The organism is Frankia nepalensis (assembly GCF_016786325.1).
Classification (GTDB): Bacteria; Actinomycetota; Actinomycetes; order Frankiales; family Frankiaceae; genus Pseudofrankia; species Pseudofrankia nepalensis.
In genome coordinates this window covers 17723-38609 of sequence record NZ_JADWYU010000188.1, presented here as the reverse complement: position 1 = coordinate 38609, position 20887 = coordinate 17723, and the positions used below count along the sequence as shown (strand labels likewise).

Genomic DNA, 20887 nt, shown 5'->3' with positions numbered 1-20887 from the left:
GACCCGACCCGACCACCTTGATCGATAACCGGGTCAGCCGGCGCATCGAAATCCCATGTGCGGAAGACGGGTCTAGATCCCCCGTTCCACCGCCCCTCCCGCTCCGCCGCGACCGACAGCACGCCCGATCCCGCCACCGCGTCGTTCGCCCCGCCGCCGCCCGCCGCCCGCCGCCTCCCACCGGCCGCGACGACGCTCGGTGTCCGCGCCCGAAGGCGCTCGCGCCCCAGGCGTTTCCCGGACCCGAGCGCATTGCCCGTTCACCGCGCTCCCGTCGCCGGACCGAAAAGGCCACCGGCCCGCGTCCCAGCGAGAAGTCACCCGCCGGCCGTCGGCGTGGAATCGGACGGCGCGCGCTCCGAAACAGCGCCCGGCCCCGTCCCGGCGCGCCAGCGCCGCGCGGCAGTTCGGACACTTCTGATCGGATTCCTCCGGCCGCCGGAAACCGTTCCCCAATCGGCCAGACATTCCAGGCCAGGCTGCTGAATCGAGGACGAGAAATGCCCACCGATGTCGTCGCGCTCGTCCCCACCGTCGTGGGCCTGACGCTGTGCTGCCTCACAGTCGTGTTCGGCCTCGGCGGCCCCCCATGGGCGGCGGACGGCGTGGTGAACGGCCTGCGCGCGCTCGCGCTGGATTTCGCCCCCAGCGGCGAGGTCCTGGTCGCCGCCCTCGGGTGCGCGCTGGCCACCGGCCTCTGGCGGATGGCTGGCGCCCGCCGGAACGCGGGCCGCGCGCCGGCCTGTCCGCCGGCGGGTCATGGCCCCCCGTAGCCCCCGCCACGCCGGAGGTTGGGCCAAGGTTTGACCGGCCCGGCGCGCTGTGTCCGGTGCCACGCCGTGACGCGGCCCGCGGGGGTCCTCAGGCGCGGCGGGTGCCGGTCGGGAGAGATAACATCCGGGCCATGGCACGTACACCAGTCAATGTGACGGTAACCGGCGCGGCCGGCCAGATCGGATATGCGCTCCTTTTCCGGATCGCCTCCGGTCAGCTCCTCGGCGCCGACACCCCCGTCAAGCTGCGCCTGCTGGAAATCCCGCAGGCTGTCAAGGCCGCCGAGGGAACGGCGATGGAACTCGCCGACGCCGCATTCCCGCTGCTTTCCGGCGTCGACATCTTCGACGACCCGGTGAAGGCTTTCGAGGGCGCGAACGTCGCCCTGCTGGTGGGTGCCCGGCCGCGCACCGCCGGCATGGAGCGCGGTGACCTGCTCGAGGCCAACGGCGGCATCTTCAAGCCCCAGGGCGCCGCCATCAACGCCGGCGCCGCCGACGACATCAAGGTCCTCGTGGTCGGCAACCCCGCGAACACCAACGCGCTCATCGCCGCCAGCCACGCCCCGGACGTGCCGACGGGGCGGTTCACCGCGATGACCCGCCTCGACCACAACCGGGCGCTCTCGCAGCTCGGCGCCAAGCTCGGCGTCGGCGTCGCGGACATCAAGAAGCTGACGATCTGGGGCAACCACTCCGCGACCCAGTACCCGGACGTCTTCCACGCCGAGGTCGCCGGCAAGAGCGCCGCCGACCAGGTCGACGAGGCCTGGCTCGCCGACGAGTTCATCCCGACCGTCGCCAAGCGGGGCGCCGCCATCATCGCCGCCCGCGGGGCGTCGTCGGCCGCCTCCGCCGCCTCCGCCGCGATCGACCACATCTACACCTGGGTGAACGGCACGCCCGAGGGCGACTGGACGTCGATGGCCATCCCGTCGGACGGCTCCTACGGCGTGCCCGCGGGCCTGATCTCGTCGTTCCCGGTGGTCACCAAGGACGGCGCGTACGAGATCGTCCAGGGCCTGGAACTCAACGAGTTCTCCCGCACCCGGATCGACGCCTCGGTCGCCGAGCTCGCCGAGGAGCGCGACGCCGTCCGCGCGCTCGGCCTCATCTGACCGAGGAATCTCGGCCGAGATCCACGCTCGGCCGACGACAGATCGGCGCTGACGGGTCCCGCCCGCCGCCGGAGCCGGCCACGGCCCAGGCGGCCGGCGGGGCCCGTCTTTCCCTTCACGGTCGCGTCCGCCGCCAGTCCACTCAGTGCTAACACGTATTCCACGGGAAAACTCCGCGCCGCCGACCGCTTCGCCCTACGCTCAGAACGCCAGCGAGTGGGGAGGGCGTGATGCGGGTCGGTGTCGTGCTTCCGCTCACCGAGTATCCGTGGAAACAGCCGTCCTACCTCGACATCCGCGATCTCGCGTTACAAGCTGAGGGGGCGGGTTTCGACTCGGTCTGGGTATTCGACCATCTGCTGTTCCGCTCCCCCGGCGCGCCCACCGAGGGCGCCTGGGAGTCGTGGACGACGCTGTCCGCGCTCGCCGAGGCGACCAATCGAGTGACGCTCGGCACGTTCGTACTGTGCGCGGCGTTCCGCCATCCCGGCGTACTCGCGAAGATGGCGGTGACGCTCGACGAGATCTCCCGCGGGCGGCTCGTCCTCGGCCTCGGCGCCGGCTGGCACCAGCCCGAGTTCGACGCGTTCGGCCTGCCGTTCGACCACCGCGCCGAGCGGCTCGCCGAGCAACTGGAGATCATCACCGCGCTGCTGCGCACCGGCCACGCCGACCATGACGGGCCCTTCCACCGGCTGCGCGACGCCGAGCTGCGGCCCGCGCCGCGCCGACGGATCCCCGTGCTCGTCGGCGGCGGCGGCCCCCGCCTGCTGCGCCTCGCCGCCCGGTACGCCGACTTGTGGAACACCTGCTGGTACGGCGCGCCGCCACCGGACGACCCGTCGGACGGGCCGCAGCCGGACGACCCGCGGAAGGTTGGCGCCGCCGCCGGCCAGACAGGCTCGGCGACCGGCGAACTTGCCGGCGTGCGCACCATGGCGCGCGCCGCCTGCGCCGCCGAGGGACGGGACCCGGCGACGCTGGGCGTCACCGTGGGCGTCAACGTCGCGCCGCGCGCCCCCGGCCACCCGTCGCCGCACCCGCCGCCCGACTACCCGGTACTCGCCGGCACGCCGGAGGCGGTCGCCGCCGGGCTGCGCCGCTACGAGGCGCTCGGCGTCGACCACCTGATCTGCAACCTCAACCCCCACTACCCGCATGCGCAGCGCCTGCTCGCTGCCGCGTTGTCCCTTTACCGCACCGATCCCGCGCATGCGCCAGCTTCAACGGCGTCCCCGGCCCCGACCCCCCAGCAGACCTGCTGGATCGCCGACGTCCCAGATCGCCGAGCCCTCGGATTGCCGACCTCCCAGATCGCCGACCTCCCAGATCGGCTTCGCCGATCCGGGAGGAACCCTGTCGCCGATCCGGGAGGAAACCCGTCGCCGATCCGGGAGGAAACCCGTCGCCGATCCGGCAGGGACCCTGTCGCCGATCCAGCAGGGACCCTGGGCTCCGCCGATCCGGCGGGAACCCCGGCCGATGGCGCCGACCACCTGGGCACCGCGGGCACAGGGAGGAGGCCCGCCGATGTCCTGGACGATCGACGAGACCCGCGTCCGGCCATTCCTGTCCGCCGCTGACCGCCGAGACCTGCTCACCCTCCTGCGCCGGCCGGGCGGTACCGGCCAGGAGCCGCTCGGCGACGCCGTCGCAACCCCCGCGCCCGGCCGCGCCGGCCTCGCGGGCACCGGCCTCGCGACTCCCCGGCCAGCCACGGCCGACCCCGTCGCGCAGGCGCCCAAATGGAAGGACCTCAAGGACGGCAAGGACTTCAAGGATCACAAGGACAACAAGGACAACAAGGACTGGAAGGACCTCAAGGACTGGAAGGATCGCAAAGACAGCAAGGACTTCAAGGACACGAAAGACAGCAAGGACTTCAAGGATTTCAAGGACGGCATCGACGGAGCACATCCCGGCGCCGCCGCCGGCCGGGCGCCGGACGACCGGCCGGCCGCGGGCCTCGCTCCGGCCGGCCCCGGCGACGCGGCGACCGCCGGGATGGTCACCGGCGACGAGCCAACCCGCCCCGGCGTGATCGACGAGGACGACATCGGCGCCGTGCTGCGGGCGTCCCGGGTCAACCGGTACCTGCGCGCCGCCGGCGTCGTGATCTGACCGCCCGGCCCCGGACGAGGAGGACCGCGATGCGCACCGAGCCAGCCGCGCGGCCGGCGGCGCCGGCCCTGACCGCGGACGACCTGCTGATCGTCGCCGACCCCGAGGACCCAGTCGCGGCCGAGCTCACCGCCTACCTCGCCGAGCACGGCCGGCGGGCGGTCACGCTCGACCCGTTCGACGCCGCCCAGCTGTTCACCGTCGAGGTCCACAGCCGGCCGGCCGGCGACCCGGCCCGCCTGGCGGACGGCGACGCCGGCGCCCAGGTCGTGGTCAGCGTCGTCCCGACGGTGCCGATGTTCCTGCGGGTGCCGGATCTGGCGGACGCGGCCGCGAGCTTCGACGCGCGGTTCCAGTACCAGGAGTGCGTCGCGCAGCTGTGGGCCGCCGCGGCGCTGACCGACGCCGCGGTCGTCAACAGGCCGACCTCGCGCGCGTTCGGCGGCGCGGTGTCCGACTCGGCCGCGCTCACGGAGCGGCGCGCCGAGGAGCCGGCCGGCTCGGTCGAGGTGTTCGCCGCGACGTTTCCCGACCCGGCCGAGCAGGTCGACGAGGGCTGGTGGGTGCGTGACGCGGTCACCGGGCACACCGCCGTCTGGCCGCGGCGCCCGGATGGCGACGGCCCGTACCGCGCCCGCTGGTCGGCCGCCGACCCGGCGTTCGAGATCGTCGTCGTCCTCGGCGCCGACGCCTGGCGGTGCACCACCGCCGAGATCGACCACCTGGAGCTGACCACGCGCAGCGTCACACTCGCCGGCCGGCTCGGGCTCACGCTCGCGGCCGTCGTCTGGCGGGTCGACGCCGACGGCGGGCGGGCCCGGCTCGTCGAGGTCGACCCGTTCCCCGGCGTCGAACTGCTGCGCATGACCTGGCTGGGCCTCGGCCCGCGGCTGCTCACCCTGCTGTTCGGCGATCGGAAGTGACCTGGCATGGACGGACAGGACCTGGCCAGCACGCCCGTCGTCGCGCTCGGCGTCGGCACGGACGGGACGTTCCGGCACTTCGTCACCGCCGCGGCCCGGCTGGGCGCGGACGTCGTCGCGGTCGACCTCGCCGAGGTCGTCGATGAGGGCGACTGGCGGCTGGCGATTCCCGATGACGGCGCGAGCCGGCTGGTGACCGCCCGGGGAGCGGTAGCCCTGGACCCGGCGGCCGGCTGCTTCGCCAGGCTCGTCGACCTGTCCGCGGTCGAGCCTGACCCGCGCCGCGCCGCCCGCTGGCGTGGGCTCACGAGCGCGCTCGCCGCCTGGCTGGACCACGTCCCCGGCCCGGTCGCGAACCGCCCCGGTGCCTGGGCCGACAACGGCACGAAGCCGCTGCATGAGGCGCGCCTGGCCCGCGCCGGCTTCGCCGTCCCGGCGAGCCTGACCAGCGCGGACCCCCAGGCGCTGCGCGCGTTCGCCGCGGCCGGCCCGACCGTCGTCAAGGCCCTGTCAGGGGTACGCGCGACCGCGCGCGTCGTCAGCCCCGCGGAGTTCACCGCGGCTGCCGGCTTCACGCCGGCGTGTGGCCCGGTGCACCTGCAGCGACAGGTCGACGGCGTCGACCTCCGGGTGCACGTCTGCGGCGACGTGGTGTACGCCCAGCGGATCACCGCGCGACCGGATGCCGTCGCGGCGCGGGCCGCGGACGCGCGGCCGCTGGTCGACTACCGCGAGCTGGACGCCGTCGGGCTCGACTTTGCCGCCGTGGACCTGCCGGACGACCTGACCCGCCGGCTGGTCGCCACGACGGCCGAGTCCGGCCTGCTGTTCGCCGGCTGGGACCTCAAGGCCGAGGAGGGAGCCGGCGGCACCTACTGGGTACTCGAGGCGAACCCCATGCCGGGCTACGACTGGTACGACCGCCGGGCCGGCGGCGCGATCAGCGCCGCCCTGCTCGGCGCCCTCACGACGGCCAGGGTACGCGAGGCGGTGCGCGCGTGACGGCCGGGAAGCTCCTGCCTACGGCAGGCGTGGCCGGGCCGGCGGAAACAGCGGCGGGGACGGCCGCGGAAACGCCGGGGACGGCCGCGGAAACGGCGGGCGCCGGCGCGCTGGGCGAGACGTCGCTGGCGACGGCGCGGCTGCTGTCCGCCGCGGAGGCGGACGAGGTCCGCGCGGACATGTACCGGGAGCGGCCGGCCTGGCTGGACCGCGGCTACGCCTTCCACACCCTGGGCACCCCGAGCTACCTGGACCTCGCCCCGGAGTCCCGGCCCGGTGAGTACCACCGGCTCGCCGCGCTGCACCGGCCGCTGCTGTGGCGCCGGTTTGGCTGGCTCTACGACCGGCTCCGCGCCGCGCTGACCGAGCTGCTCGCCGCCCCGGTCCGCTACACCGACACGTTCGCGCTGCCCGGCTTCCACCTCTGGCGCACCGAGGCGATCTTCCTGCGCCCGCGCGCGCCGGTGCACTTCGACCTGCAGTACCAGTTCTTCGACTGGCCGGAGGCCGTCGACCGGTCCTGGGTGCTGTCCTTCACCCTGCCGATCCGGATGCCGGTCGCGGGCGGCGGGCTGAACACCTGGGAGGTCGGCTACGCGGCGTTCCTGGACGCGCAGCGGCGCGGCTGGGTCGACGGCGCCGGCGACCTGCGCCGCTTCCACCCGCTGCGCTACATCCCCTACACCGCCGGCGAGTTGGTGGTCCACTCCGGCCATCTGCTGCACCAGGTCGCGCCCAGCCCGTCGGTGAGCGAGGGCGACGAGCGGCTCACCCTGCAGGGCCACGGCATCTGGCACACCGACCACTGGCTGCTCTATTGGTGACGGCGCTCCGGCGGCGAGGTTCTCCCGCGGCAAGGCGGTGCTGACGGCGTGACGGTGCTGAGCGCGGCCGACGTCGACGCGTTCGTCGAGCGCGGCTTCTGCGTGCTGCCCGGCGCGTTCACCGCGGCGCAGGCGGCCGCGGCGCGGGCGGTCGTGTGGCGGCGCATGGAGGAGAAGGCCGGGATCCGCCGGGACGACCCCGCCACCTGGCCGGACAGCTATGACATCGAGGAGCGGCCGACGGCGCCCGAAGTCCTCGGCTGCTTCACCGACCGGCTCGTCGCCGCGATCGCGCGGCTCGTCGGCCCGGGCCGCTGGAACGGCCTGCGCACCTGGGGGTTCTGGCCGGTCAACTTCGCCTACGGCGCCCACGACCCGCGCCCCGTGCCGACGCACGGCTGGCACGTCGACGGCAACTGGTTTCGACACACCCTGGACGCCCCGCAGCAGGGCCTGCTGCTCGTCGGCCTGTTCAGCGACGTCGAGCCGGGCGGCGGCGGGACCCTCGTCGCCGAGGGCAGCCACCGGCGCGCCGCCCGGGTGCTGGCGGCGCATCCAGCGGGGCTCACCCACCTGGAGCTGTTCGACGCCGTCCTGGCCGAGCCGATCGGGAACATCACCGAGCTCACCGGCGCCGCCGGCGACGTGGTTCTCGCCCACCCATTCCTGTTCCACACCCGCGGCTTCAAGCGCCACGGCCGGCCCCGCTTCATCTCCAACACCGAGGCCGGCCTGCGCGTGCCCCTGCGCCTCGACCGCCCCGACGAGGCGGACCACTCCGTCCTGGAACGCTCCATCCGCGCCGCCCTGGCCGGCCCACCCCCGGTCTTCACCAACCCCTTGCGCTGCCGCTTCTGACGGTTATCAGCCTTCGTTCGCGTCCTGGCCGGCCGAGCGAAGCCAGGCGACCGTCTCCGCCGCGGCCAGCGTCTCCTCGTGGTCGCCGCCCAGCGTCCGACGCGCCCGTTCCAGGACGTCCTCGGCGAGGGTCACCGCCGCGTCACGTTCTCCCAGCGCGGCGAGGTCGGCGGTGAGCGCGCGGCCGACCCGCAGCGTCCACGGATGGTCCTCCCCGAGCGCCGAGCGGCACCGATAGCGCAACTCGGTGTGTATCCGCCTCGCTTCCGCGTGGTCGTCGACTGCTGACGCGCACGCCGCCAATGCGTAGTCGACCTCGACGACCCGCTGGTTGTCGGGGCCATACAGGTCCACGTAGGAGGACCGCGCCTCCGTCAGCAGCGCCGCGGCGCCCGTCCAGTCGCCACGGGAACCGAGGGCCCTGGCAAGACGCATCCGCGCGGCGGCAGTGTCGGGATGCCCGTCGCCAAGCATCCGCCGCGTCGCCACGAGCACCTCCCGGTGCAGCCGCGCGGCTTCCGCCTGGTCGCCGAGGCGTTCCCGGCTCTCCGCGAGACCTGCGATCGCGGACAGCGTCTGTGGATGGTCTGGGCCCAGCGAGGCCCGCACGCGGTCCAAGGTGTGCGCCCGCAGCTCCAGGGCGGCCTCGGCCTGGCTTGTCCGCTCGAGACTGTCCGCGAGCAGGCCCGCCGCGCGTAGGGTTTCGGGATGGTCCTCTCCGAAGGCGCGCCGGCATCGGTCGAGGACGTCGGCGCGCAGCCGGGCCGCCTCGACGTGCTCACCGAGCAGCCAGAGGCAGCCCGCGAGCCGGGCATCGACGCCAATCATGTCCGGCTGGTCGGCCAAGGCAGGGTCGCGCGCGGGCAGGTCACGCAGCACCACGAGCGCGCCGGCATGGTCGCCCAGCTCACGTAGGGCCTCGGCGACGTCGATGGCCGCCGTCAGCGCTGAGGGATGACCGACGCCCAGACGGCGTCCGTAGGCCGCCCGCACCTGCCGGAACAGGCCGACGGCCGCGGCGGGCTCCTCGGTCCGCAGCACCGCGCGGGCGAGCTCGCGGGTGGCCGACATCGTGTCGGGGTGGTCCTCGCCCAGGACGCGGCGCCGGCCGTCGACCACCTGGCGCAGCAGTGCCGCGGACTCGGTCAGCCGGCCGGCGGTGCGCAGGCAGGTCGCCAGCTCCAGGGCCGCGTCCAGCGTCCGGCGGTCGTCGTCGCCGAACAGGGTGCGCCGACGGCGCAGCACGTCGTCGAACACCGCGGCGGCCGGGCCGTACTCCCCGCGGTGGCGGAGGCTTCGGGCAACCCGGACCTGCGCGCGCAGCGTGTCCGGATGGTCATCCCCCAGGGCCGCGCGGGCACGGGCGTACGTGTCGACGCGCAGCGTCTCCGCCTGCGCGTGTTCACCGAGCTGTGCCAGCCCGTCGGAACGCTGGGTGGCGGCTCGCAACCGGCTCGGATCGTCCGGGCCGAGCAGGCGGGTACGAGCGGCGAAGACCTCGGCGTCCAGCCGGGACGCCTCGTCGAACTCGCCGGTGGACCAGAGCGTGTCCGCCAGGGCGGACTTCGCGTTCATCGTCGCGGGGTCATCCTCGCCGGCCAGCTCGCGCAACCGGCGCAGCACCTCCCGCTCGAGGTCGCGAGCCGCGGCGAGCCGGCCCAGCCCGAACAGGCTGCCCGCCTCCAGCCGCATGGCGCTGAGCACGTCGGGATGGTCAGCGCCCAGCGCGGACGTCCAGCGCTGCCGCGCGTCGCGCGCCAGGCCGACGACGGCACGCGCGTTGCCCGCGGCCCCCTGCGACCGGACCAGGTCCAGCAGCAGGCGCCTGCTCGCGCGATCCTCCAACGGCGCGTCCACCAGGTCGACGCTGAGAGCATGCGGGTAGATCAGCGCGTACGTCGGCCAGTTGGCCGGTTCCGTCGGGTTGCCCGGCGCAGCCGCCGCGAGCAGAGCCCGCGCGCGCCCGCGCGCCTCGGCGAGGTCCGCCGGCGTCGCGCGCTCGCGCAGCACCGCCTGGACGAGCCGGTGCATGACGAGGCCCTCACCGGTCACTCGGACGAGGCCCTGCCGGCTGACGCGGTCCACGGCGTCCAGCACCGCGAGCGGGTCGGTCGGCTCGCCGAGATCCGCGTCGACGACGAGGTCCACCGGCACCGGCCGCGGGGCCAGCACGGCCAGCAGGCGCAGCACCGCGTGCGCCACGGGGTCGCTCAGGCGGTCCAGCGCGACCGTCCAGGCCGCCGCGACCGGGACGGGATAGTAGGCGGGCTTCCCGGTCGCGAGGATCTCGCTGGTACGCGCCGTCAGCAGCCGGGCGTAGAGGTCGACCTTCATCCCGGTTGTGCTCAGCCATCCGGCCGCCTGCTCCAGCGCGAGCGGGAGGTCGCCGAGCAGGTCGGCGAGCCGGTCCGCGTCCGCGTCGGTCAGCCAGCGACACCGGGCGCGCAGCAACGCGACCGACTCCGCGCGGTCCAGGACGTCGAGTTCGATCGCCCGGGCGTGCCCCGCCCAGGCGGGGTCGCGGGAGGTGACGATGACGTGCCCGTCGCCGCCGGCCGCGCTCAGCAGACCGTGCAGGTCCGACGGGGCTTCGGCGTTGTCGACCACGACCAGCCAGCGCCGGTATGGCCGTCCGCGGCGCAGCGCCTCCACGGCGCCGGCTGCCCGGCTGTCCAGGCTGGTCCCGATGCCCGCCGCGACAGCCATCTGGCCGCCGGCCGCGTGGCCCTCCGTGAAACGCGTGCCGGCGTCGGCGAAAGCGTCCGGGTAGCTGGCCTCCTCGCGTATGCCAAGGTGCGCCGCCAGCTCCGCGAGCGAGGTCAGCGCCACCGCCGACGACTCGGCCGGAACCCACCAGACGACGTCGTAGTCGGCCTTGTACCGGTGGCAGTACTCGGCCGCCAGTTGTGTCTTGCCCACCCCGCCCAGCCCGTAGAGCGCCACCGGGATCACCGCCGCGGGCCCGGAACCGAGCGCGGCGCGTAGCGCCGCCAGATCACCTTCACGGCCGGCGAAGTGCGGGTTGGGCGACCACGGCACCCGCCACACCGGCGGCTTTCCCCCGGGAAACGGCGGCGGACCCACGAGCGGCGCGGACCCGGGGAACGGGGGCCTCGCCTTGGGTTTCCCGCGCTCGCCCGAGATCGCCCGCCGGGCGGCTAGGCGCAGGACGGCTCGGACCTCCGGCTCCGAGCGCCCGAACAGGTCGATCGGCGTGATCGGCTGGAGTAGCCCCGACAGTTCGAAGTCGACGATCCGGACAACCAGCACCCGGCGCCCACCGCCGTCCTGGTCGGTCTTGTAGGCGACGTGCCATTGCCCGGTGGCGGTCGATCCGGCGTAGGCCGGCGACCACACGACCACGGTGCGCTCGGCCCGCTGCACCGCCTGGTCGACCGCCGCGACCGCCTGCGACCCCGGCGGCGCATCCCAGTCCTCGAACCACACCCGGCAGCCGGCGTTTTCGAGCTCCCAGGCGATCCACTCGGCCCAGCCTTTGTCGGGGGACGCGTAGGAGACCAAAAAGTCCCACCGCTCCGGCTCGCTCACGCTCCCGGGGGGCGCCCCGGGGCCGCGGGCGGCCGTCGGCTCGGCGGCCGTCCTGGGCTCCGGGAGGCCGGCTCCCCCGGCGTCGGCTTCCGACACACGGTCAGCATCCCAGCACGGTCACCCGTTCTCGCACGGATCGCCCCACGAACGTGCCGCCGCCGCGCCCGCCCGGTAGCGGGATGTGGCGGGGCGGGGTAAACCGAAGGCACCGGAGCCAGGGCCGGCTGTCTGGCGAGGCTGGCTGTCGCACGGCTCCCGAGGGAGGCGCGCGATGGACGCGATCACCATGGTGCCGAGGCCAGTCAACGAGCCGGTGCGGACATACCCGGCCGGGAGTGCCGCCAGGGAGCGGCTGATTCGGCGGGTGGAGGAGCTCGCCGCGGGGCCGGTGGAGCTGACGGCGGCGATCGGCGGGGAGCGGCGGCCCGGGGGTGGCGCGGCGGTCGACGTCGTCATGCCCCACGACCACAAGCACGTGCTTGGGACGTTTCACGCCGCGACCGAGGACGACACGCGTGCCGCGCTGGCGGCGGCGCGGGAGGCCGCGCCGGGTTGGCGGGAGCTGGGGTTCGACGGGCGGGCGGCGGTGTTCCTGCGGGCCGCCGAACTGCTCGCCGGTCCGTGGCGGGACACGCTGAACGCGGCGACCATGCTCGGACAGAGCAAGATCGCCCATGAGGCCGAGATCGACGCCGCGTGCGAGCTGATCGACTTCTGGCGGTTCAACGTCGCGTTCGCCCGCGAGATCCTCGCCGACCAGCCGGCGTCGGCCGCCGGGGTGTGGAACCGGGCCGACCACCGCCCGCTGGAGGGCTTCGTCTACGCGATCTCCCCGTTCAACTTCACCTCGATCGCCGGCAACCTGCCGACCGCGCCGGCGATCATGGGCAACGTCGTGCTCTGGAAGCCCGCGCCGACCCAGCAGTTCGCGGCCCATTTCCTGATGGACCTGCTGGAGGCCGCCGGGCTGCCACCCGGCGTGATCTCGATGCTTCCCGGCGACGGCCAGGCCGTGTCCGCGGTGGCGCTGGCGGACCCGGATCTGGCCGGGATCCACTTCACCGGTTCCACCGCCACGTTCCAGCGCCTGTGGCGCCGCGTGGGCGAGAACATCGCCCACTACCGGGGCTATCCCCGGCTGGTCGGCGAGACCGGCGGCAAGGACTTCGTGCTGGCGCACCCGTCCGCCGACCCGGCCGTGCTGCGCGCGGCGCTGCTGCGCGGCGCGTTCGAGTACCAGGGGCAGAAGTGCAGCGCGGCCTCGCGCGCCTACGTCCCCCGCTCGCTGTGGAGCCGGGTCCGCGACGACCTCGTCGCCGAGACCGAGGCGCTCGTGACGGGAGACGTCACCGACCCGGCGGTCTTCGGCGGCGCGCTCATCGACGCCCGCGCCCACGCCCGGCTGACGGCCGCGCTCGACCGTGCCCGCCGCGTCGACACCCTGACCGTGCTGGCCGGGGGGCAGGCCGACGACAGCCGCGGCTGGTTCGTCCGCCCGACCATCCTCGTCGGTACCGACCCGGCCGACGAGGCGTTCACGACCGAGTACTTCGGCCCGCTGCTCGCCGTGCACGTCTACGCCGACGGCGACTACGACCGGGTGGTCGCCCGGATCGCCGACCCGGACGCCTCCCGGTACGCGCTGACCGGAGCGGTCATCGCCCAGGACCGGGCGGCGGCGGCGCGGGCGGCCGAGGCGCTGCGGTTCGCCGCCGGCAACTTCTACCTCAACGACAAGCCGACCGGCGCGGTCGTCGGCCAGCAGCCGTTCGGCGGCGCCCGCGCCTCCGGCACCGACGACAAGGCCGGCTCGGCGCTCAACCTGCTGCGCTGGACCAGCCCACGGGTGATCAAGGAAAACCTGCGCCCGCCGACCGACCACCGCTACCCGAGCTGACCGCCGGCCGCGTGTCGCCGCGCCGCGCCGCGCCGAAACCTGGTCGGTCGGGCCGCTCACAGATACGACCAGGACTACTGCCCGCCGCGACCATGGGCCGAAACCCAGTTTTCATGGTCACGAAACTCAACCGGGCCAGGGGTGCTGGACAGTGATGGCGTGGTCGACATCGGGCACCTCGCCGTCGGCGGCTGGCACGCCGCGGCTGACCGGTGCCCGAAGAAGATGGACTACGGCCCGTGCGCGGGTGTCGGCACCGACGGGTCCTGCGAGGTCCCCGGGTTCGGCGCCTGCTCGTTCGTCCAGGTCGACGCCGCTGACTGGCCGTACGCGGCGACGCTCGCGGCCGGGCCACTGGCCGCCGCCCGCCCCGAGCCGCCGGCCGCCGGGCGGCAGCCCGCCGTGGCGGCCTTCCTCGCCGCGGCGGGCAGCAGACCCGTCGTGGTCGCCGACCTGCCGGCCGAGCCGCTGTCCGCCGCGAGCCTGCGCGCGAGCGCGGCGGCGCTCGCCGGCGTGGCCGACGCGTGCCTGCTCGGCGACCATGGCGGCGCCCGGGTCCAGTTCCCGCCGTCGTACCGCGCCCGGCTGCTGGCCGAGGAGGGCGTGCCCGCCTGGGTGGGGATCAACTGCCGGGACCGTAACCGGGTCGCGATCGAGGGCGAGATCGCCGCCTGTGTCGACGCGGGCGCCGTGGGCGTGCACTGCGTGACCGGCGACCACTCGGCGCTCGGCCATCGCCCGGAGGCGCGCGCGGTGTTCGACCTGGACAGCGTGGGCGTCGTGCGCCGCGTCGCCGCCGCGGCGGCGCGCTCCGGCGGCGCGCTGTGCTCGGTCGCGCACGCGCCGGCGGCTCCGCCGACCGACCGGCGGCTGCCGCGACTGCTCACCAAGATCGACGCGGGCGCGGACGTGGTGTTCGTCGACCACTGCGGCGGGCCGGGGCCGGTCGCCGAGGCGGTCGCCGAACTGCGCGCCGCCGGGTTCGCCGGGCTGGTGCTGGTCTGTGTCCCGGTCGTCACCAGCACGGCGTCGGCGGCCGTCATCGCCTCGTTCGCGACCGGCCGGCTCCCGGACGGCTACCTCGAACGGATCACCGGCACCTGGGCGGCCCGGGCGTTCACCACCGCGAACGCGACCCCGGCCGTCCCCACTCCGAACGGGACACCGCCCGGCCGCGGCGCGAGCGGGACACCGGCCGCCGACCGTACCGCCGATGGCGCGCCGGCCGATCGGGCCGCTGATCCCGCGCCGGCCGACCGCGGCGCCGATGGCGGGCCGGCCGATCGGGCCGCCAATGGTGCATGGCCCACGATCCCCGCCGCGGAGGCGGCCGAGATCGAGGCCGCCGGGATAGCGGAGGGCACCGAGCTCGCCGAGCGGATGTTGGAGATCCCGGGCGTGGACGGCGTCAACCTCTCCGGCGGCGCGCCGCCCGGCCAGGAGGCGGCGTTGGCCGCGGCGATGGCCGAGATCACCCGCCGCGTGCTCGGCGTCGCTCCGGCGCGGAGCCGGCGCCAAGCGCGCCATCCGGTGGGGGCCAGCCGAACCGCCGTGGGCCCGGCGTGAGTGAATGGACACGAGCGGCACAAACCGGGCGGTTCCCACCCGGGCCGCGCGGGGCGTCGACGGCCGGTGAGTCCGGCGCGGTGGGAGGCGTTGTGGGCGACTGGCGGGTGCCGTGAGCTGGCTGCGCTCGGCTACGACGTCGACCGGCGAGACGGTCGACGTGGAGATCTCGGGCGGGGTGATCCGGCGGGTCCTGCCCGCCGCCGGCGGCCCGGTGGGCCCGGAGGACACCGACCTGTCCGGGCACGTGCTGCTCGCGTCGTTCGTCGAGCCGCACGCTCACCTGGACAAGGCGCTGACCGCGTCGCTGATCCACAACCCGACCGGCGACCTCGCCGGCGCGGTCGCCGCGATGGACGCGCTGCGCCCGGAGACGAACCGGGCCGAGCTCATCGCCCGGGCCGAGGCGGCGCTGCGCATCCACCTCGCCTACGGCACGACCCACATCCGCTCGCACGTCAACGTCCTGAGCAGCGTGGGCCTGGCGGCGCTCTCGGCGATGGTGGAGGTACGTGAGCGCTGGCGGGGGATCATCGACCTGCAGCTCGTCGCCCTCGTCAACGACACCTCCGGACCGCTGCTGCGCGAGGCGCTCAAGGAGGGCGCCGACGTGGCCGGCGGCTGCCCGCACATGGAGGACGACCCGGACCGCGCCGTCGCCGCCTGCCTGGACGCCGCCGGCGAGGCCGGCGCGCCGATCGACCTGCACACCGACGAGACGCTCAACCCGACGGCGCTCAGCCTCGTCACCCTGGCCGACCTGGTGACCCGCACCGGCTTCCCGCACCCGGTCACCGCGAGCCACTGCGTGAGCCTGTCGATGCAGCCGGTCGACGCCCAGCGGACCATCGCCGAGCGGGTCGCCGAGGCCGGGATCTCGGTCGTGGCGCTGCCGCAGACGAACCTGTACCTGCAGGGCCGCGACCAGCCCGTCGCGACGCCGCGCGGGCTGACCGCCGTGGCGCCCCTGCTGCGCGCCGGGGTGACGGTCGCCGCGGGCGGCGACAACCTGCGCGACCCGTTCCACGTCGTCGGCCGCGGCGACGCGCTCGAGGTCGCCGCGCTGATGGTGACCTGCGGTCACCTCGACCCGGTCAACGCGCTGTACAGCGTCACCACCGCGCCGCGGACGGCCCTCGGCCTGCCGGCGGTCTCCCTCGCTCCGGGCTCCCCCGCCGACCTGGTGGCCATGCCGGCCGGCGACGCCCTCGAGGCTCTCGGCGCCGCCGGCGCGGCCCGGACCGTCTGGCGTGACGGCCGGGTGGTCGCCCGCACCGTCGTGCGCTCCGAGCTGGCGGCCCCCGCGCCGCCCTCCCCCAGGGCGCCGGCATCGACACCCGCGCCAGTGCCAGCACCCGTGCCAGCGTCAGCACCCGCGTCGCCGTCGGCACCGCCGGCCGCGACGCCCGATCCCTGCGTACCGAAGGCCGACCGATGACGACGACGACCGAACCCCCGCCCGCGGCGGCCACCGCCGCGCTGCGCTTCGCCGGGGTCAGCAAGAGGTTCAAGGACGGTACCGTCGCGCTGGCCGGGGCGGACCTGTCGGTCGCGCCCGCCGAGTTCGTCTCGGTCGTCGGCCCGTCGGGCTGCGGGAAGAGCACCCTGCTGCGGATCGCCAGCGGCCTCGACGACGCGACCGGCGGCACGGTGGACGTGCATTCGAAGTCGCTCGGCTACGTCTTCCAGGACGCGACCCTGCTGCCCTGGCGCAACGTGGCGCACAACGTGGGCCTGCTCGCCGAGCTCGAGCACCTGGGCAAGCGGGAGCGCCAGGCGCGGGTCGCGGAGGCCATCGAGCTGGTCGGGCTCGCCGGGTTCGAGCGGCATCTGCCCCACGAGCTCTCCGGCGGCATGCGGATGCGGGTGTCGATCGCCCGCTCGCTGGTGCTCGCCCCGGACGTCTTCCTGTTCGACGAGCCGTTCGGCGCGCTGGACGAGATCACCCGCGAGCGGCTCAACGACGAGCTGCTGCGCATGTTCATCCAGCGCCGGTTCGCGGCGCTGTTCATCACCCACTCGGTTCAGGAGGCGGTGTTCCTGTCGGGCCGGGTGCTGGTGATGAGCGGCCGGCCCGGCCGGATCAAGGCCGAGGTCGCCGTCCCGTTCGCCTACCCGCGCGCGCCGGAGCTCCGCTACAGCGCCGAGTTCGCGGCGCTGTGTGGCGAGATCTCCCGACACCTCAGGGACGTGTGACGATCATGACGGTAGACTCCGCGACGCAGGCGGGCCCGGCCGCCGAGCCGGCGCCCATGGGAGTCGTCGCGACCGCCCCGGGCCCGGGGTCGGCGGGCCGTGGCCGAAGCGGGCTCGCCGGCGCGTTCCTCAACAAGTTCCTGCTCCCGTTCAGCGTCTTCGCGCTGATCATCGGGATCTGGTACCTCGTCTCCGGGCTGACGCTCTCGCCACGGCAGCGGTTCATGCTGCCGCTGCCGCACGACGTGGTCCGGGTCGGGATCCTCGACTGGGACAACTTCAGCAAGACCCTTGAGGCGCTGAAGTACACGGTGATCGTCACCTTCACGGGCCTGGCGATCTCGATGGTGCTCGGGGTCCTCGCCGCCGTGCTGATGAACCAGGCGAAATGGGTCGAGAGTTCGCTCTACCCGTGGGCGGTGGTCCTGCAGACGATCCCGATCCTGGCGCTGACTCCCGTGCTGAGCTTCTTCTTCGGGTTCGCGCTCACCAGCCGGACGATCGTCTGCGTCATCATCTCGTTCTTCCCGATCGTGTCGAACACGCTGTTCGGTCTGCAGTCGGTCGACCGTGGCATGCACGAGCTGTTCACGCTGCACCACACCGGCCGGTTCACCCGGCTGTGGAAGCTGCAACTGCCAGCCGCGATGCCGGCCATGTTCTCCGGGTTCCGGATCGCGGCGGGGCAGTCGGTCATCGGCGCGGTCGTCGGTGAGTTCTTCTTCAAGCAGGGCAACGCCGGCCTCGGCACGAACCTCTCGGTGTTCGCCTCCCGGCTCGAGGGCGAACGGCTGTGGGCGACCACCCTGGTGGCGAGCCTGCTCGGCGTCGCCGTCTTCGTCTTCTTCGGCTGGCTGTCACGCGTCGCCGTAGGCCGCTGGTACCAGCCCAGGCGGGGCTGACCACGACCCCAGTCCCCGTCCCGCGCCCCACTCCCGCCCGGCCAGGCGACGTCGGCGTCGCCGCGTAGCCGGGCCGACGCCCAGCCCGCGCCCGCCCCGGCGCGCGACCAGACCGACATTTACCGACTTCCGCCGGGCCACCGCCTACCGCTCCCCTCGCGTCCCATCGCAACACCGCACCACTGCCCCACCGCAACACCGAATCGCGTCACCACCACACCGTCCATCGACGTCCTCGGGCCGCAACGCCTGAAGATCCAGGGGGAACACTCCGTTGACCAGACCACGTCTGACCAGGGCACTGCCCTCGTCGCCGGCCAGCCCGGGCCGGCCGCGCCGTCTCCTCGCCGTCACGGCGGCGGCCGTGACGATCGCGCTCGTGGCCGCCGCCTGTGGCGGTGACGACGACGAGGCCGACACGCCCCCCGCCGCGGGCGGCGGCGCGGTTCCCGCCGAGTTCGACCTGAAGGCGGCGGGCTGCCCGGACACGATCGTCCTGCAGAGCGACTGGAACCCGGAGTCGGAGCACGGCGGCCAGTACCAGCTGATCGGCCCGGACCCGAAGATCGACACCGGCAAGAAGGCCGTCACGGGCAACCTGGTCGCTCACGGCGGCGTGGACACCGGGGTGGACCTGGAGATCCGCGCCGGCGGCCCGGCGATCGGCTTCCAGACCACGACGTCGCAGGTGTACGCCGACGACAGCATCACGATCTCCTACGTCAGCACCGACGAGCAGGTCGCGCTGTCGGAGACCCAGCCGACGGTCGCGCTGTTCGCCGCGCTGGAGAAGAGCCCGCAGATGATCCAGTGGTCGCCCGAGGTCCACCCGGACTGGCAGACGATCGCCGACATCGGCAAGACCGACACGAAGGTGCTCTACTTCGAGGGCGCCGCGTACATGGACTACTTCACCGGCTCCGGCATCCTCAAGGCGAGCCAGATCGACGGCAGCTACGACGGCACGCCCACCAACTTCGTGGCCTCCGGCGGCCAGTTCGCCGTCCAGGGCTTCGCCACCTCGGAGCCGTACACCTACGAGAACGAGGTGCGGTCCTGGGGCAAGGCGATGAAGTACCAGCTGGTCGCGGACGCCGGCTTCAACTTCTACCAGCAGGCGATCGGCATCCGGCCCGACAAGATCGAGGCTCTCAAGCCGTGCCTGACGAAGCTGATCCCGATCATGCAGCAGGGGGTCATCGACTTCATGGCCGACCCGTCGGCCGCGAACGCCCTGATCCTCAAGCTGGTCGAGGAGTACAACAACGGCTGGATCTACAGCGAGGGCGTCGCGGACTACGCGGTGAAGACGATGGGTGAGCTCGGCATCGTCGGCAACGGTTCGACCCCGACCCTCGGCGACTTCGACGAGACCCGGCTCCAGGAGCTCATCGACATCCTGGACCCGATCTACGAGAAGGCCGGCAAGCCCATCAAGGAAGGCCTCAAGCCGTCGGACCTCGTCGACACCCAGTTCCTGGACACGTCGATCAGCCTGACCTCCTGAGTCCCTGACGTCCTGAACCCCCGATCCCGGTGGCTCCCTTCTGGGAGCCACCGGGATTCGGCGTAAATACCGCGGCCTCACCGGCCGCCGCGACAGCACCACGTCAGGCCCGAGCCGCGCGGACCAAGCCCGATCCGGCCCCACCCAGGCCAGCCCCACACCGGCCGGCACAGCCACCCCCAGTGCCGACCGGCCCTCCTCACGAAGCGCGGCGCCCCAGACGGGCGCCGCCGAGACGTCGCCGCCACGCCGTCTCGGAAGGAGCAATATGTCCCAGCCCGCGGCTGAGGCCGTCCCGCGCCCTGCGTTCCCGCGCGCCCGGCTGCCCGAGGTGACCCCGGTCGACCCGGGCGCCCTGAGGGACCTGGCCCTCGAACTGACCAGACTGTTCGGCGAGGACGCCGTCTCCCGCGACGAGCCCGCCCGGCTGACCGCCTCCACCGACTGGGCACACATGAGCCCCGTGCTCCAGCCGATGCTGCCGGGCGGGGTGGCCGACCTCGTGGTTCGCCCGGGGGACGCCGCCGGGATCGCCGCGGCGGTCGGCGCCGCGCACCGCCACCGGGTGCCGGTGACCACGCGCGGCCAGGGCACCGGCAACTACGGCCAGGGCATCCCGCTGTTCGGCGGGCTGGTGCTCGACACCTCGCGGGCGACGAAGGTGCTGGCCGTCGAGGACGGCTGGATCACCGCCGAGGCCGGCGCGTCGTTCGTCCTGATGGAGAAGGCGGCGCTGGCCACCGGCCAGGAGCTGGCGATCATGCCGTCGACCGTGGGGTCGACCATCGGCGGGTTCATCGCCGGCGGCGCCGGCGGCACCGGCTCGATCGCGAACGGCGCCGTCTGGGACGGCTACATCCGCTCGCTGTCGGTCGTGCCGTGCACCGATGACGCCACCCCGGTCGACGTGCCCTACCCGGACAACACGGCCCAGTCACACGCCTTCGGGGTCAGTGGCGTCATCGCGACCGCGACCGTGGCACTGCGGCCCGCGCGCCGCTGGACCGCGCTGTTCGCCTCGTTCTCCGACTTCGACGCCGCGGTCAGCGCCGGCGAGGAGTTGTTCGAGCTGGAGCCGACGCCCCGGCTGCTCTCCCTCGACGAGGCCGGTGTCGTCGCCACCTACCGCCCGGTCGACCCGGCGATGCCACCCGACCGGCTGTCGGTGCGCGGGATCATCACCGAGGACAGCGTCGCCGCCGCGAGCGCGGTCGTCGAGCGCCACGGCGGCCGGGTCGACGCCGTGCGCCCGAAGGGCCCGGCGCTGGTCACGTCGCTGTCCTACAACCACACCACCTACCGGGTCCGCAAGCTGCGCCCCGAGCTCACCCACCTGCAGTGCGGCGGCGACGGCCTCACCCGGCGCCGCGCCGAGGTCGCCGCGGTGGCGCCGGAGTCGCTCATCCACCTGGAGGGATTCGCGAGCCCGGGCGGGGGCCGGCACTGGGCCGGCATGCTCTTCCTGCGCTTCGACGACGTGGACACCCTCTACGACCGGATGACCCGGCTCGCCGACGTCGACGTCTTCGTCAACGACCCGCACACCTGGGTCCTGAAGAACCGGGTCGACCAGATCCGCGCGGCCGCCGCCCGCTTCGACCCCGACGGTCTGCTCAACCCCGGCAAGCTCCCGCCGCCGTCCTGATCGTCC

16 protein-coding genes are annotated in these 20887 nt (G+C 74.1%); 15 read left to right on the top strand and 1 reads right to left on the bottom strand.

All coding sequences use genetic code 11. The features are described from left to right. The first annotated feature begins 500 nt into the window (after positions 1 to 500). From I6A81_RS28485 to I6A81_RS28450, 8 genes are all read left to right on the top strand, one after another. A complete protein-coding gene (locus tag I6A81_RS28485; RefSeq protein WP_203004088.1) occupies positions 501 to 773 on the top strand; it encodes a hypothetical protein in 273 nt (90 codons plus the stop codon). Positions 774 to 904: 131 nt separating this feature from the next. Further along, positions 905 to 1891 (top strand): malate dehydrogenase, encoded by a 987-nt coding sequence (locus tag I6A81_RS28480; RefSeq protein WP_203004089.1) that lies wholly within the window; start codon positions 905 to 907, stop codon positions 1889 to 1891. Between the two features lie 230 nt (positions 1892 to 2121). After that, on the top strand, positions 2122 to 3474 hold the full coding sequence (locus I6A81_RS28475; RefSeq protein ID WP_238429445.1) for an LLM class flavin-dependent oxidoreductase: 1353 nt from the start codon (positions 2122 to 2124) through the stop codon (positions 3472 to 3474). Next, positions 3422 to 4012, top strand: coding sequence for a hypothetical protein (locus tag I6A81_RS28470; RefSeq protein WP_203004090.1), 591 nt, complete (start codon positions 3422 to 3424; stop codon positions 4010 to 4012). Before I6A81_RS28475 ends, I6A81_RS28470 begins: the two co-directional genes overlap by 53 nt. A 29-nt stretch (positions 4013 to 4041) precedes the next feature. Then, entirely contained in the window at positions 4042 to 4935 is an 894-nt protein-coding gene (locus I6A81_RS28465) for a hypothetical protein (RefSeq protein WP_203004091.1), read from the top strand. Positions 4936 to 4941: 6 nt separating this feature from the next. Then, positions 4942 to 5937: an ATP-grasp domain-containing protein gene (locus tag I6A81_RS28460; protein WP_203004092.1), complete on the top strand. Its 996-nt coding sequence runs from the start codon at positions 4942 to 4944 to the stop codon at positions 5935 to 5937. Then, entirely contained in the window at positions 5934 to 6761 is an 828-nt protein-coding gene (locus tag I6A81_RS28455; protein WP_307874983.1) for a hypothetical protein, read from the top strand. The genes I6A81_RS28460 and I6A81_RS28455 overlap by 4 nt, the downstream gene beginning before the upstream one ends. Before the next feature lie 48 nt (positions 6762 to 6809). Next, on the top strand, positions 6810 to 7619 hold the full coding sequence (locus I6A81_RS28450; protein ID WP_203004093.1) for a phytanoyl-CoA dioxygenase family protein: 810 nt from the start codon (positions 6810 to 6812) through the stop codon (positions 7617 to 7619). A gap of 6 nt (positions 7620 to 7625) precedes the next feature. On the opposite strand, the gene fxsT is transcribed toward I6A81_RS28450, so the two are convergent. Continuing rightward, positions 7626 to 11264: an FxSxx-COOH system tetratricopeptide repeat protein gene (gene fxsT, locus I6A81_RS28445; RefSeq protein ID WP_203004094.1), complete on the bottom strand. Its 3639-nt coding sequence runs from the start codon at positions 11262 to 11264 to the stop codon at positions 7626 to 7628. Between the two features lie 175 nt (positions 11265 to 11439). Between fxsT and pruA the strand changes: the two genes are divergently transcribed. The 7 genes from pruA (at position 11440) to I6A81_RS28410 (ending at position 20881) form a co-directional block, all read left to right on the top strand. Then, a complete protein-coding gene (gene pruA / locus I6A81_RS28440) occupies positions 11440 to 13065 on the top strand; it encodes an L-glutamate gamma-semialdehyde dehydrogenase (protein WP_203004095.1) in 1626 nt (541 codons plus the stop codon). 159 nt (positions 13066 to 13224) lie between these two features. Further along, a complete protein-coding gene (locus I6A81_RS28435) occupies positions 13225 to 14631 on the top strand; it encodes a methylenetetrahydrofolate reductase (protein ID WP_307874982.1) in 1407 nt (468 codons plus the stop codon). Between the two features lie 112 nt (positions 14632 to 14743). Then, the gene (locus I6A81_RS28430) at positions 14744 to 16069 is read left to right on the top strand and encodes an amidohydrolase family protein (RefSeq protein ID WP_203004097.1); all 1326 of its coding nucleotides are present in this window, start codon (positions 14744 to 14746) and stop codon (positions 16067 to 16069) included. Further along, positions 16066 to 16827, top strand: a complete 762-nt coding sequence (locus I6A81_RS28425) for an ABC transporter ATP-binding protein (protein ID WP_203004098.1) — start codon at positions 16066 to 16068, stop codon at positions 16825 to 16827. The genes I6A81_RS28430 and I6A81_RS28425 overlap by 4 nt, the downstream gene beginning before the upstream one ends. 5 nt (positions 16828 to 16832) lie before the next feature. Continuing rightward, the gene (locus I6A81_RS28420; RefSeq protein ID WP_203004099.1) at positions 16833 to 17729 is read left to right on the top strand and encodes an ABC transporter permease; all 897 of its coding nucleotides are present in this window, start codon (positions 16833 to 16835) and stop codon (positions 17727 to 17729) included. Positions 17730 to 18003: 274 nt separating this feature from the next. Further along, the gene (locus I6A81_RS28415) at positions 18004 to 19236 is read left to right on the top strand and encodes an ABC transporter substrate-binding protein (protein ID WP_238429446.1); all 1233 of its coding nucleotides are present in this window, start codon (positions 18004 to 18006) and stop codon (positions 19234 to 19236) included. A 268-nt stretch (positions 19237 to 19504) separates the two neighbouring features. Continuing rightward, positions 19505 to 20881 carry an FAD-binding oxidoreductase gene (locus I6A81_RS28410; protein ID WP_203004100.1) on the top strand — a complete coding sequence of 459 codons (1377 nt, stop codon included), beginning with the start codon at positions 19505 to 19507 and terminating at the stop codon, positions 20879 to 20881. Positions 20882 to 20887 lie beyond the last annotated feature (6 nt).